The organism is Luteitalea sp. TBR-22, assembly GCF_016865485.1.
Lineage (GTDB): Bacteria > Acidobacteriota > Vicinamibacteria > Vicinamibacterales > Vicinamibacteraceae > Luteitalea.
In genome coordinates this window covers 1,718,411-1,733,221 of record NZ_AP024452.1, presented here as the reverse complement: position 1 = coordinate 1,733,221, position 14,811 = coordinate 1,718,411, and the positions used below count along the sequence as shown (strand labels likewise).

Sequence of the window (14,811 nt, the reverse complement as noted above, 5' to 3'; positions counted from 1 at the left end):
GAGGCTGGCCGTGATTGCGGTCGTCTTCTGATGTGGTCGGGCAATCGGCACCGCCGCGCGGAACGTGAACCCGGCGCCACGGCGCCGGTGCGATAGAGTGGGCGCCGCTGTGGCGTAGAGAACGTGCCGGGCACCGGGCACCGGGCACACGGGCGCCGGGCCCACGGGCCCACGCCACCAACCGGGCAGACACCAGGAGACGCGCGTGCACTCACGGAACGACGAGCAGGGGTTCGGACGACGGGACTTCTTCAGGACGGCGACGGCGGGGGTGGCCGCGGCGGGCGCCGTGCTGTCGCCCCAGGACGCCGCCAGGGCACAGGAGGCAGCGCGCAAGGCCGCCCTCGAGCGCATCGCCAGCAACTCGTGGCCAATCCGACCGCTCTTCAAGCAGCGACCGATGCCGCCGCGTCCTGCCGGGGCGCCGAACCCGGCGATGCAGTCGCGTGAGCAGGCCGCAGCCGCCGCCCAGGCCGAGATCGAGGCCAACCCGAATGCGGCGCGGGCGCTCGCGGTGGCCAACGCCGCACGGGCGGCGCGCGCCAACCTGCCCGACGCCGCGGCCATGAAGAAGACGTACGGCGAGATCACGATGCTGGACTTCCCCCAGTTCACCCGGGACACGTTCCCTGGCGTGACCCGCATGGACCTGTTCTCGGGGTTGTTCGGCGACGTGACCGACGAGACGATGTTCTTCCCGGGCGCCAACGGCCGCCCTGGCGGGTTCGACCCGATGAGCCCGTCGGGACGCAAGTGGCTCGATCAGCTCGCCAACACGTGCGTGAAGACCGGCACGTACGTGCAGCACATCTCCAACAACGCGCCCAACAACCTCGCCGACTACGGCTCGCCCGAGGCCGACGCGCGGCGCAAGGCCGGCGTCGAACTGGCCAAGCGGTGGCTCGAGGGGTGCAAGGTGCTCGGCGTGAAGTCGATGCGGATGAACTCGCCGCAGGCGCTCGGGCCGAGCATCCGTCCCAACGCGATTGCGCGCGGGCCCGGCGACGGCTACCCGCGCAACATCGACCTGATCCCGCTGCTCGAGGCGGCGATCGAGTCACACCGGGAGATGGCCGACTTCGGCGGCAGGATGGGCATCAAGGTGACCATCGAGAACCACTGGGGCCTGGCCGCCGATCCGATGAACATCCGCACCATCATCGACGAGGTGAACCACCCGTACTGCGAGGCGTCGCCGGACTTCGGCAACTGGGAACACGAGTACAACCTGGTGAACGGCCTCAAGGCGCTGGCGCCGTACGCGAGCAGCAACGTGCACGCGAAGTACTGGGATCGGTGGGGCGACCGGAACAACGTCCAGCGGTCGGTGCGGATCATGCTCGCGGCGGGCTTCCGCGGCACGTTCGCGCTCGAGTACGAACAGGGACCGCACGACGGCGTGGCCGGCGCGAAGTACCTCTACGACGAGGTGCTCGCGGCGCTGACCACGCCGACGCCGGTGGTGGGCTAGGCCTACTTCTGTGCGCGCACCTTGAGGTTGTTGCGCACCGACGTGACGCCGTCGATCGCCTTGGCGACGGCGGCGGCACGGTCAGAACCGGCCCTGGTCGGCACGGTGCCGGTCAGGGTCACCACGCCCTTCTCCACGTCGACATCGATGTCGCTGCCCTCGAGCGCATCCTCGTCGATGAAGTCGGCGTAGATCTTCGACGTCACCCAGCCGTCGCTCATGCCACGGCCGGCCTGGCGTGTCGTCGCCTTCGTGTCGCGGGCGCCTTCGCGCGCCGCCGCGCCCGCCGCACCGACGGCCTTGCCGTCGTCGTCATCGCTGCCCGGCACCACGCGCAGGCGATCGGCGACGTTCTTCACGCCGTCGGTGGCCCTGGCGATCGCCACGGCGCGCGACTTGCCGGCGGCCGTCGGCACCGTGCCCATCAGGGTGACCACGCCCTTGCGGGTCTCCACGTCGATGTCGCTGTCCTCGAGGACGTCCTCGGGCACGAACTGCGCGTGCACCTTCATGGTGATCCACGAGTCCGAGATGGCGTTCCCCGTCCCCTTGGCGGCCTGCTTGGTGTCCTGGCCCACCTCGCGGGCCTCCTGCTTGGTCTCGCGTCCCGCCTCGCGCGCCTTGTCTGCCGTGGTCTGCGCCTGGGCGCCGGGCGCCAGGACGGCGGCCACCACGAGGGCGCCGGCCGCGAACAGGCCGCGGCTGCCGTCGATCATTCGATTCATGGTCGTTGCTCCTTGCGCGGCAGGCCCGTGCTTGGGCACGGCGGCCGCGATCACCTCCCTGCAGTGCGAAAGCCGTGCCCGTGGACTTACGGATGGCCGGCCCATTCCTGGCGCGACAGCCGCACGTTCACGCACCTCGTGGGTGTGGAATCAGGACCGGTTGTCGCGTAACGCGACAGCGGCGTGAGCCGCCATCTCGGCGTTGGGGAAGCGGAGCCGCAAGGCCGCACGGTGCCGGTGTGGATGCCGAGCGGCGCACCGACGTCGTTCCGCCACCTCGGCTGATGACATGACGGCAGCGACGCGGGAAGCGGACGGAGTCGAGGGGCACCACCTGCGCGACCGGGTCGAGGTTCGCGGCACGGTCGACCTATCGAACTGCAGAGACGCGACGGCCCTGCCGATTGCCTCGCCGTGGGAACCGCCTGGTTGCCGTACCGCCGTCGTCCGCCTTGCCCGGCCGACTCCTCGACCCGAGGGGAGCCCAGGGCGTGACGGCACGGGAGCGGGAACTCGAGCTCGAGGTCGCGCGCCTTCGCACGATGGTGGACGTGCTGACGCGCCGCATCGAGCAGGCGACCGACTGGAGCGGGGACGGCTACACGCTGTTCGAGCGCGCGCTCTCGCTCCAGGACGAAGTCGAGCGTCGCACCCGCGAGCTCACCACCAAGCACGCCGAACTCGAGGAGGCGATCACCAGCCTCCGCAAGAGCGAGGACCTGCTCGACCGCACCGGACAGGTGGCCGGCGTCGGCGGCTGGGAACTCGAGCTCGAGCCCCTGGCGCTGCGCTGGACGGCGCAGACCTGCCGCATCCACGAAGTGCCGCTCGACTACCAGCCCGACGTCGAGCAGGCGATCGAGTTCTATGCGCCCGAGGCCCGCCCGGTCATCGAGGCGGCCGTGAAGACGGCGATGGAAGACGGCACGCCGTGGGACCTGCAACTGCCGTTGGTCACCGCCACCGGGCGTCGCATCTGGGTGCGCGCCACCGGCCTGCCCGAGTGGCGCGGCGGCCGGGTGGTGCGCCTCACCGGCGCCTTCCAGGACATCACGCAGCAGAAGGCTGCCGAGCAGGCCATCCTCGCGGGCACGAGGCGCCTCGAGAACATCATCGCCGCCGAACGGGCCGCCACCTGGGAGTGGGAGATCACCACCGGCGCCTGCCGCTTCAACGAACGCTGGGCGGAGATGGTGGGCTACACCCTCGAGGAACTCGAGCCCATCGACATCGAGACCTGGACGCGGCTGGCCCACCCCGACGACCTGGTGATCTCGGGCAAGTCGCTCGATGCGCATTTCTCGGGCGCCGAGCCGGTCTACGAGGCCGAGGTGCGGATGCGGCACAAGGACGGGCACTGGATCTGGGTGCACGATCGCGGCACCGTGCTCGAGTGGACCGACGACGGCCGGCCGAAGCTGATGGCCGGCACGCACCACGACATCACCGACCGGCGCGAGGCGCACGACCGCTTGTGCGAGGCCAACCTGCAGCTCATGGCCGCCGAGGCGCGGGCGCTCGAACTGGCGGCACGCGCCGAAGCCGCCAGCGTCGCCAAGAGCGAGTTCCTCGCCAACATGAGCCACGAGATCCGCACGCCCATCAACGGCGTGCTCGGCATGACGAGCCTGCTGCTCGACACCAACCTCGATCCCGAGCAGCGTCGGCACACCGAGACCATCGCCGCCAGTGGCGAGTCGCTCCTCTCGGTGATCAACGACATCCTGGACGTCTCGAAGATCGAGGCTGGCAAGCTGGACATCGAAGCCATCGACTTCGACCTGGCCGACACGATCGAGGAACTGGCCGCCTCGCTTGCCTTCCGGGCCCACCAGAAGGGCCTCGAGCTGGTGGCCCGCATCGCCGACGATGTCCCCGTCGCGCTGCGGGGTGACCCGGGCCGCCTCAAGCAGATCGTCACCAACCTGGTGGGCAACGCCGTCAAGTTCACCCACGCCGGCGAGATCGCGCTGCATGTCGATGTCGCGGAACGTTCCACCGACCTCGCCCTGCTGCAGTTCACGGTGCGCGACACGGGCATCGGCATCCCGGCCGAGAAGCTCCACGCGGTCTTCGACAAGTTCACGCAGGCCGACGGCTCCACGACGCGGCGGTACGGCGGCACGGGCCTCGGGTTGGCCATCGCGCGGCAACTCGCCGAGTTGATGGGCGGCCGCATCGGCGTCCGCAGCGAGCCGGGGCACGGCTCGGAGTTCTGGTTCACGTTGCGCGTGCAGGTGCGCCCGCAGGCCGAGGCGTCGCCGCGGCCGCGAACGCCGCTGCGTGAGGTGCCGGTGCTGGTGGTGGACGACAATCGCGCGAGTGCCGAGGGGCTCGCGGCGATCCTGCGCGCCTGGGGCGCGCGGCCCGTCCTTGCCGGTTCGGCCGAGGAGGCGCTGGCCATCCTCGATCGGCACTGCCGGTCGGCGGCCGCGATCCGCATCGCCCTGGTCGACCTGCGGATGCCCGGCATGGACGGTTTCGCCTTCGCGGCCGCCGTGCGCGAGGCACCCCACCTGGGCGAGGTGCGCCTCGTCTCGATGCACCCGGTGAGCCGCAGCGGCCTCGACGCTCAGAGCCAGGCCGCCGGCTTTGCCGCCGATCTGACCAAGCCGCCGCGCCGGGCCGAACTGGCCGGGGCGATCGATCGCGCCAGCGCGCCGGTGGGTGCAGCGACGGCCGCGCCGGTCGCGGTCACCGCTCCCGCCCCCGAGCCGCCCGTGTCCATACCGGCCGGCCGACGGCTCCGGGTGCTGGTGGCCGAGGACAACCCCGTGAACCAGCGCGTCGCGGTGGGCATTCTCCGCAAGCTCGGGATCGATCCCGTGGTGGTCGACAACGGCGCCCAGGCCCTCGACGCGCTCGGGCGCGAGCCCTTCGACCTCGTGTTCATGGACGTGCAGATGCCCGAGCTCGATGGCTTTGCGGCGACCAGGGAGCTACGCCGGCAGGAACTCCCCGGCCTGAACCGCGCGGTGCCCGTCATTGCCATGACGGCCCATGCGATGCAGGGCGATCGCGAGCGATGCCTGCAGGCCGGCATGAGCGACTACGTGTCCAAGCCCGTGTCCCCGCGGGCCATCGCCGCCGTGGTCGAGCACTGGTGCCCTTCCGCGGTCGCCGCGGGCGCGTGAGCCCGGTCGCCGACGTTTCGGGTTACGCGCCCGCCGCCCTTCCCCATACCATGCCAACGCAGGCCCCGGCCTGCCCGCATGCCCTCGCGCTTCCCGACGTCGTCGTCACGTGGCGTACCCGGCCGCCGGCCGTTCCGGTACGCCAGCCTGCTCTGCGCAGCGCTGCTCGCGGCGGCGCCAGCCGCCGCACGCGCCGACGGCCACGCGCTGCGTGACGTCCGCGTCGCGCGCTGGACGACGACCGAGGGCCTGCCGCAGAACACGATCAACGACATCGTGGCGTTGCCCGGCGGCGAGCTGTGGCTGGCGACGTTCGGCGGGCTGGTCCGGTTCGACGGCGTCGGGTTCCAGGTGATCGACATCGCGCGCGAACCCGGCCTGGCCTCCAACCGCATCACCGCGATGGTGCCGGCCGGTCCCGAGGCGCTGTGGTTCACCACGCAGGAAGGGCACCTCGGCCACCTCGAGCGCGGTCACGTGCGCACCGTCCTGCAACCGGCGCCCGCGATGGGCACGGTCGTCGGCCTCGTGCGCGCTGGCGGCGTGTTCCATGCGCAAGGCGCCAACGGCGACGTGTGGACGAGCGATGCCGTCGGCCCGTGGCGACTGTCGATGAAGGCGACGGCCGGCGGCGTGGGTGGGCTGAACTACCTCGCGAGCACGCCCACCGGCGCGGTGTGGGCGTCCTTCGAGAACACCATGCGCGAGGTCACCTCGCCACTCGGGGCTGCCATCCCGCTGCCGATGAAGGGGCGCGCGATCGCCGCCGGGGTCGACGGCGACGTCTGGATCGGGTCGTACCACGGCCTGTTGCGCCTGCACGGCGGGCGCGTCACCCCGGTGCAGGTGCAGCCGGCCCTCACCGCCGGCGTGAGCGTGGCGCTGCCGATCAATGGCACGACGATATGGGTCGGCAGCGACGGCGCCGTGGCGCAGCTCACGGCACAGGGGAACGGCCGCTGGGTCCGCGAGGACCTGCCCCTCGACCTGCCTCCAGGGCTGGTCATCCGTGCGCTCGCCGTCGATCCCGAGGGCAGCCTGTGGATCGGCACCAACGGGCGCGGCCTGTACCGCGTGGACCGTCACTCCACCAGGCGCTTCGGCGAACACTACGGGATTGCCGCCGTGGTCGCCGTGGCGCGCGACGGGACCGGCGGCGTGTGGGTGTCGAGCAGCTGCAACGGCATCTTCCACGTCGACGAGACGGACATCGTCACCCACGTGTACCGGTCGGGCGTCGAGCAGGACATCGACCCCGGTGGCTGCGAGCACGCCTTCGCGTCGGCGCCCGACGGCACGGTGTGGCTCCGCTGGGAAGGTCACTTGTACCGGCTGGCGCGCAACCCGAAGCGACTGGCGCGCACGTCCGTGGAGCTCCCTCGCGACTCCGGCCCCGTCCTGGCGCGCGGCGACGGGACGCTGTGGGTCGTCTCCAGCGGCGGCGACGTGCGCCGTGTCTCGGCCGATCGCGTCCTCGAGCGGTACACGCTGCCTCCTCCCCTGGTGAGCGCGACCCTCGCGCCTGACGACACGCTCTGGATCGGGGGCTCGGCCGCCATCCACCAGGTGCGTGGGGCGACCGTGCGGACCTACGGTGAGGCCGCGGGCATGCCGCGCGGCGCCGTCCGCGACGTGCTGGTCGCGGCGACCGGCGAGGTGTGGGTGGCCACCTACGGCGGCGGCCTCGGCGTGCTCCGCGACGGCAAGGTGACCCGGATCACGACGGCCGAAGGGCTCCCCGACAACGCCATCAGCCGGCTGCTCGACGATGGGCGCGGGCGGGTCTGGATGGCGACCAACCGCGGGGTGGCCGTCCTGCCCCGCCGCGACGTCGAGGACCTGGTGGCGGGCAGGCGCCGCACGCTCGCCCCGGCCGTGTTCGGCCCCGAACGCGGCGTGCCCGAGGCCAACTTCGGGCTCCCCGCCGGCGACGTCGACCGTCGCGGCCGGGTGTGGTTCGGCACGCTCGACGGGGTCGTGCGGATCGATGCGGACCGTTTCCCGTTCAACCCCATCGCCCCGACGATCCGCATCGACAGCGTGCTGGCCGACGAGCGCGAGCTGCCGCTCGGACCGGTCGTCGAGATCCCGCCCGGCACGGCGCGGGTCCGCCTGAACTTCAGCGCTGCGGCGCTCCTCTACCCCGAGCGCATGCGCTACCGGTTCCGGATCGAGGGCATCGACCGCGACTGGGTGGACGTCGGTCCACAGCGGTTCGCCACCTTCACCCCTGGCGGCCCTGGCCGGCACCGCTTCCTGCTGCAGGCGCGCAACGAGGACGGGGTGTGGAACCTGGCGCCGGCCGCGCTCGACCTGGCCATCCTGCCGGCGTGGTGGCAGACGCGCCTGGCGCGACTGGCCGGGCTGCTGACCGTGGGCCTGCTGGCCTTCGGACTCTACCGGCAGCGCGTCGGGGTGCTCGAACGCCGCCACGCCGAGCGCCTCGCGGCGCTGGAACGGCAACGCCGCGCCGACGAGCGCGCCGCCGCCCTGCGCACGCAGCTCGAACACGTCTCCCGCGTCGCGCTGGCCGGCGAACTGGCCGCCAGCCTCGCCCACGAGGTCAAGCAACCCCTCACCGCGATCGTCGCCAACGCCGAAGCGGCACAGCACATCCTCGACGCGGGCCCGACGCCTCCGGCCGACCTCGGCGAGATCCTGCAGGACATCGTGTCGCAGGGCCTGCGCGCCTCGGAAGTGATCACCGGCCTGCGGGAGTTCCTCCGATCGGGCACTCCCGACGACCGGCCGATCGACATGTCGGCGCTGGTCCGCGAGATGCTGCCCCTGGTCCGGCGCGAGCTCGAGGACCATCGGGTGCGCGTGATCCTGGAGTTGGCCGACGACCTGAGGCGCGTCAGCGGCCGCCGCGTGCAACTCGGCCAGGTGCTCGTGAACCTGCTCATGAACGCCTGCGAGGCGATGGCGACGCAGGACGGACCGCGTCAGGTGACGATCACGACGCGCAACCGCGAGGACCGCGTCGAGATGGCCGTCTCGGACACCGGCCCCGGCGTGTCGCCCGAGGTCGCCGAACGCCTGTTCGAGCCGTTCGTGACGACCAAGCCCGCAGGCATGGGCATGGGCCTGGCCATCTGCCGATCGATCGCCGAGGCCCATCGTGGCCGCCTGACGGCCGAGGCCGCGGCGGACGGCGGCCTGCGCGTCACGCTGTCGCTGCCAATCCGGCCAGCGGACGCGTAGCGCCGGTTGCGAAGACTCAGCGCAGGTACTCGATCGCCTCGAATTCGAGCTCGATGTAGGCCCAGCTGTCGACGCCCTCGTGCCAGCGCGCCTCGCCACGAGACGCCAGGGTGGCCGTCCCGAAGCGCCGATAGGCCAGCAGCGGCGTGCTCCACCGGCGGGGCACCATCGTCGTGCCGTCGGGCGAGGTGGCCGACCGGTCGTCGGAGACGAAGTCGACGAGCCGGCCGTCCTGGTCGAACACGAGGGCGGCCTCGATGGCTCGCCCATCGGGCGCGTAACGGGCGCGCACGACGTCGCGGCCCGCTGCGTCGCGCGTCCCGGCGTCGAGCCACGTCACCGGGGCGTCGAGCAACGCCGCCGGCGCCAGCATGCAGATGTCGTTGAACAGGGTCACGGTCTCCGCCTGCGTGGCGACCGGCCCCGATTGCTCCATCACGGGCACCAGCCCGATGGCCTCGATTCGCATCGACGCGGCCCCGTCGACGAACCGGTGGAAGCCCTGGATCGGCACCAGCGCGCGCGACGCGGTGAGATAGAACAGGCGCGCGGGGCGGGCGCCGAACACGTCGTACTGCTCGGCCGACAACGGCATCCACACCGTGTCCCTGGCGCTGCGGATCCGTCCGCGCATCCGCGCCCGCACCGCCCCGACGCGGGGTCGGCCGACCGCACCCGCGAGTCGCAGGTAGCGCTGCACCGGCGGTGGGAGGCTGGCGAGGTCGGCCTCGCTGACGTGACGCGCGTCGGGCACGCGAGCCGCGAGGGCGGCGCGCACGTCGTGCTCGTAGCGGGCGCGCAGGCTGCCGGGCCCGGCCGTCAGCACGCCGAAGGCGATGCCCACGGCCACGACGACGTTGGCCAGCGCGCCGAACCGCGCGTCGTGCCACGCCGCCGCCACCACGCACAGCGACACGAGCACCGCGGCGCCGGCGACCATCCACCAGGTGCGTGGCGACACGACCACGAGCACGGCGGCGACGAGGAAGAGGGCGGCAGCCGCCAGCCAGGCCAGCCCCATCGCCCGCGAGATCGGGGTCGTGAGGTCGGGCAGCGCCGCGTACCCGAAGGCCTTGGCGAACCCCATCAGGTGGATGAGTCCGTGGACGACGAGGAAGCCGGCAAACACCCAGGCCATCGCGTCGAGCTCATGCACGACGGACGCCAACGGCACATGCCCGGGATCGCGCCGAGGACGCCCGCCGGCAGGGCGCGTCGCGGGAGATTTTCCGCACCTGCCGCGACTAGCGCTTCGTGTAGATGACGAAGTAGCGGTCGGTGTAGAGCGAGAACGCCTCGGTGCGCGTCAGGCCGGCCGCGGCGGCCCAGTCGTCGACCTGCGCCTCCGAGACCACGAGGTCCGGCGTGCCGGCGTGCGGGCTCGACGCCGGGATGAAGTCGATGATGGCGAGCCGGCCGCCCTTCTTGAGGTGTCGCGCCACGGCCTTGAGGTAGGCGGCGCGGTCGGCCACGTGATGGAGCACGTCGTTCATCAACGCGAGGTCGACGGCCTGCGGCAGCATCGGGTCGGTGAAGGTACCCAGCACCGTCCTGACCTGCGGCAGTCGCGCCGACTCGGCGCGCCGCGCGATGTGCGCGAGCAGGTCGGGGTCGATGTCCGAGGCGTAGACCACGCCGCCGGGCCCGGTGGCCAGGGCCAGCGGGCCGGTGAGCACGCCGGATCCCGCCCCCACGTCGGCCACCACCATCTCCTTCTTCACGGCGAGCCGGGCGATGAGCTCCGGCACACGCATCGCCTCGACGCGCTCCGGCGCGTCGAGCATCGCGATGTACTCGCGGGCGGGCCGCACGCCGACCTGCGCGAGTGCAACGGCGGGAAGCAGGACGAGGGCGGAGGCGAGGGCGAGGCGGCGCACGCGTGACACGGTCGGATCGTACAGGAACGCCGCCGACGCGCCTCGCCATTGACCCGAACGGCTGACGCGTGGTACTTCGGTGCCACCCATTCGTCTCACTTCGGTGCAAATGTTGCCCCGCGCGCGGCATCGACCTCGCGTGCGCCGGTAACGGGTCTCGGGAGGCCAGATGTCCTTGTCCACGGTCCACCGGCAGCGCGGGCGTACGCGTGCCCTCCTCTCAACCCTCCTGATCGGCGCGCTGGCCCTGTGTTGCGCGCCCCTGGCGCGCGGCCAGGCCGTCACCGGCACCATCCTCGGGACGGTCACCGACAACAGCGGGGGCGTGATGCCCGGCGTCACGGTCACCGTCACGCAGGTCGAGACCGGGCGGACGCGCACCTACGTGACCGACGCCAACGGCGAGTACACGGCGCCGTCGGTGCCGACCGGCACGTACAAGGTCAACGTCGAACTCCAGGGCTTCAAGACGGTGCTGCTCGAGGGCATCACGGTGAGCGTCGACCAGCGCGTGCGCGTCGATGCGCGGCTCGAGGTCGGCAACATGGCCGAGACCGTCGAGATCGTGGCGCAGACGCCGCTGGTGCAGCCCAACAGCTCCGACCTGTCGACGACGGTGGAAGAGGAGCAGATCAAGGCACTGCCGCTCAACGGCCGCAACTTCGTCAGCCTCACGCGCACCGTCCCCGGCGTGATGCGCGGCATCCCCGGGTCGAACATCGACGGCGCGGGCTCGCTGGCGTGGCGCGCCTCGGCGGCCTTCTCGGCCAACGGCCAGCGCCCGCGCGACAACAACTACATGCTCGATGGCGTGGACAACAACGAGACGTGGCTGCAGACGGTGGTCATCTTCCCGAGTCCTGACGCCATCGACGAGTTCAAGCTGCAGACCAGCACGTACTCGGCGGAATTCGGCCGGTCGCTCGGCGGCGTCGTCAACCTGCAGATCAAGTCGGGCGCCAACACCTACCGCGGCAGCGCCTTCGAGTTCCACCGCAACGACGCCTTCGACGCCAACAACTTCTTCAACAATCGGGCCGGTCGGCCCAAGCCGGACTTCATGCAGAACCAGTTCGGCGGCACGCTCGGCGGCCGGATCGTCAGGGACCGCACGTTCTTCTTCGCCGACTACCAGGGCCTGCGCATCAAGGCCGGCCAGACGTACCTCTCGACGGTGCCCTCCGAGCGGATGCGCGCCGGCGACTTCTCCGAGATCAACCGCGTCATCTATGACCCGCTCACGGGCCAGCCGTTTCCGGGCAACGTCATCCCGTCCAACCGGTGGGATCCCGCCTCCGCCCAGATCATGCAGAGGTACTTCCCTGCCCCGAACACGGCGGGCAGCCGCGCCGCCAGCGGGCAGCCGATCAACAACTACCTGATCAACCCGGAACTCACGCGCAACGACGACCAGTTCGACGTCAAGGTCGACCACGTGCTGACGCAGGCCAACCGCTTCTTCGGCCGCTACAGCTACCAGAAGACGGTGCGCGACCTGCCGGCCACCATCCCCACCGTGGGCGACGCGGGCGCGACCTTCGGCGCCGGCAACGGCGACATCAAGGCCCAGAGCTTCGCGTTCAACGACACGCACACGTTCGGCAGCAACTGGCTGAACGAGGCGCGCTTCGGCTGGAACTCGATCAAGTTCTTCATGACGCCGATTGCCTACGGGACCAACCCGGCCGCGGCGGTGGGCATCCCGGGCATCAACCTCAACGAGGTGACCTCGGCGATGACGCAGCTGGCATTCCAGACGGTGCGCAACCTCGGCGCCAACGGCAACCAGCCGCTGATCACCAACCAGAACGACTTCCAGTTCTTCGACAACGTCACGTGGCTGAAGGGCAAGCACACCGTGAAGGTGGGCGGCAGCCTGACGCTGCGCTCCCGCGAGATCCTCAATGCCGACTCCATCGTCGGCAACTTCGCCTTCACCAACAACCAGACGTCCAACTGCGCGGGCCTGGCCTCCGGTTGCACGATCAACGCGGCCACCGGCTACGACGTGGCCAGCTTCCTGCTCGGCTACGCGACGACCAAGACGCGCAACCTGTTCGACGCCAACACCTACACCGAGCAGCGTCCCGAGTGGGCCGCCTACGTCCACGACGACTGGCGCGCGAGCAACCGCCTCACGCTGAACCTCGGCCTGCGCTACGACCTGTTCGTCCCGTGGGTGGAGATCGACGACCGCCAGTCGAACTTCGACCCGGCCACCGGCCGCTTCGTGGTCGCCTCGCCCAACGCGGTCATCAACGGCATCGAGGTGGGCCGTTACCTCCAGACCTACTCGAAGACCAACTTCGCGCCGCGCCTCGGGTTCGCCTATGACCTGTCGGGCAACGCCCGCACCGTCATCCGCGGCGGCTTCGGCGTGTTCTGGAACTTCACGCCCGGCGGCACGTCGTCGTCCAAGGCGCAGAATCCGCCCTTCCTGCAGTCCACCGCGCTGAACACCTCGGCCGGCGCCACGACGCTGCGCGTGTCCGATGGCCTGCCGCCGCCTCCCGGCGTCGACCCGAACCGTCCCGCCTCGGGCACGACGCGCTCGATCTTCGACGTCAACTTCCGCGACGGCTACGCGCGCAACTGGAACGTGAACCTCCAGCAGCAGCTCGGCACCAACTACATGATCGAGGTGGCCTACGTCGGATCCCAGGGCCGCAACATGCTGCTCAAGGGCGATCCCAACCAGGCCCCGCCGGTGGTCGGCGTGAGCGACCCGAACATCAACCGGCCCTACTACGCGGTGTCACCGGCGCTGCGCAGCATCGGCCAGGTGCAGAGCATCGGCACCCTCGACTACCACGGCTTCTTCATCAAGGTCCAGCGCCGCTTCGCCGACAACTTCTCGATGCTGAACTCGTACACCTGGAACAAGGCGATCGACCTGAACTCGGACAACGACGGCGGCGTGACGCTGACCAACGTGTACGACCCGCAGTACAACCGCGGCCCGTCCGACTACGACGTCACCCACACGCTGAGCTCGAGCTGGGTGTACGAGCTGCCCTGGGCCCGCGACACGTGGTACGGCGGCTGGCAGACCAGCGGCATCCTCTACCTGCGCTCCGGCCTGCCCTTCACCGTGACGCAGACGCAGGGCGTGCTGTCGACCGGCACGGGCAACCGCCCGAACCGCCTCGCCGACGGCGCGATCGACAACCCGACCATCGAGAAGTGGTTCGACACGTCGGCCTTCGCGGCGCCGGCCGACACCACCGGCACCTACGGGGATTCGGGCCGCAACATCCTGCGCGGCCCCGGCCAGTTCAACATCGACTTCTCGCTGATCAAGAACACCCGCTTCGGCCGGTTCAACACCGAGTTCCGCTTCGAGGCGTTCAACCTGCTGAACCATCCGCAGTTCGCGCAGCCCAACGGCACGCTCGGCAACCCGCTGTTCGGCCAGATCACGGCGATGCTGCCCAACCCGTCGTGCGCGCTGTGCGGCACGACCGAGCGCAACATCCAGCTCGCGTTCAAGGTGATGTTCTGATCACCTTCCGGTCGCGCAGCCACTCCTCGAAGCGATCGATCCACGCGCCCACCGGGCGCGTGGTCGTCGCGCGCACGCCGAAGCCGTGCCCGCCGCTGCCGTACATGTGCAGTTCCGCGGGCACGCCGGCGCGCTTGAACCGCAGGTAGACCTCGGCGAGTCCCTCGGCGATGTCCTGGCGGTCGTCGTAGGCCGCCGCCAGGAACGCCGGCGCCGTGCGCGCGTCGGGGACGATGTCGCCGGACCGCCCCGGGTAGATCAGGGCCTGGAAGTCCGGGCGCGCGCTGACGCGGTCGATCGGATCGGCCGCGGCCGGGTCGCCGGCCATGTCGCGGATCGACGCCATGGCCACCAGCTCGCCGCCGGCCGAGAAGCCCATCGCGCCGATGCGCGCCGGATCGATGCCCCACTCGGTCGCCCGGGCCCGGATCGTGCGCATCGCGCGCGCCGCGTCGGCGAGCGCCTCGACGTCGATGCGGTAGGTCGAGCCGGGCTCGCGCGCCAGGCGGTGCTTCAGCACGAACGCGGCGATGCCGCGCTGCCGCAACCAGGCCGCAGGGTTGTCGCCTTCGTGCGTCATCACCAGCTGGCGGTGCCCGCCGCCGGGAATCACCAGCACGGCCACGCCCGTGGCCGTCCCCGGCGCCGGCAGGTACGGCGTGATGCTCGGGCGATGCACGTTGGTGACACGCCGTTCACCGCTGGCCGACGTCTCGACCACCTCGTCGCCCGACTTCCCCTCCGAGCCGGGAGCGACACCGCTCCACAGCGGGATCTCGGCCGCCCGCGGTTCCTGCGCGCGCGCCGGCGCGGACAGCGCCAGCGCGAGGACCAGCATCAGGGTTCTGGTGAGCATGGGCATAGGCTACCGCCAGCAGGCGACGAGTGCCTTGCGACA

Annotated in this window: 8 protein-coding genes; 4 read left to right on the top strand and 4 right to left on the bottom strand. The window is 71.1% G+C overall.

The features are described 5' to 3' along the window. Positions 1-205: 205 nt before the first annotated feature. Positions 206-1,471: a sugar phosphate isomerase/epimerase gene (locus TBR22_RS07025; RefSeq protein WP_239492253.1), complete on the top strand. Its 1,266-nt coding sequence runs from the start codon at positions 206-208 to the stop codon at positions 1,469-1,471. 2 nt (positions 1,472-1,473) lie between these two features. On the opposite strand, the gene TBR22_RS07020 is transcribed toward TBR22_RS07025, so the two are convergent. Then, entirely contained in the window at positions 1,474-2,196 is a 723-nt protein-coding gene (locus TBR22_RS07020; RefSeq protein WP_239492252.1) for a BON domain-containing protein, read from the bottom strand. A gap of 491 nt (positions 2,197-2,687) precedes the next feature. On the opposite strand from TBR22_RS07020, the gene TBR22_RS07015 reads away from it, so the two are divergent. Next, on the top strand, positions 2,688-5,330 hold the full coding sequence (locus TBR22_RS07015; RefSeq protein ID WP_239492251.1) for a response regulator: 2,643 nt from the start codon (positions 2,688-2,690) through the stop codon (positions 5,328-5,330). Between the two features lie 78 nt (positions 5,331-5,408). Further along, positions 5,409-8,534 carry an ATP-binding protein gene (locus TBR22_RS07010; protein ID WP_239492250.1) on the top strand — a complete coding sequence of 1,042 codons (3,126 nt, stop codon included), beginning with the start codon at positions 5,409-5,411 and terminating at the stop codon, positions 8,532-8,534. Positions 8,535-8,550: 16 nt separating this feature from the next. On the opposite strand, the gene TBR22_RS07005 is transcribed toward TBR22_RS07010, so the two are convergent. After that, positions 8,551-9,690, bottom strand: a complete 1,140-nt coding sequence (locus tag TBR22_RS07005; RefSeq protein WP_239492249.1) for a DUF6544 family protein — start codon at positions 9,688-9,690, stop codon at positions 8,551-8,553. 88 nt (positions 9,691-9,778) lie between these two features. Next, complete coding sequence (locus TBR22_RS07000) at positions 9,779-10,420, bottom strand: class I SAM-dependent methyltransferase (RefSeq protein ID WP_239492248.1); 642 nt, start codon at positions 10,418-10,420, stop codon at positions 9,779-9,781. Between the two features lie 160 nt (positions 10,421-10,580). On the opposite strand from TBR22_RS07000, the gene TBR22_RS06995 reads away from it, so the two are divergent. Next, positions 10,581-13,913: a carboxypeptidase-like regulatory domain-containing protein gene (locus TBR22_RS06995; RefSeq protein ID WP_239492247.1), complete on the top strand. Its 3,333-nt coding sequence runs from the start codon at positions 10,581-10,583 to the stop codon at positions 13,911-13,913. On the opposite strand, the gene TBR22_RS06990 is transcribed toward TBR22_RS06995, so the two are convergent. After that, the gene (locus TBR22_RS06990) at positions 13,897-14,769 is read right to left on the bottom strand and encodes an alpha/beta hydrolase (protein ID WP_239492246.1); all 873 of its coding nucleotides are present in this window, start codon (positions 14,767-14,769) and stop codon (positions 13,897-13,899) included. The genes TBR22_RS06995 and TBR22_RS06990 overlap by 17 nt on opposite strands. Positions 14,770-14,811 lie beyond the last annotated feature (42 nt).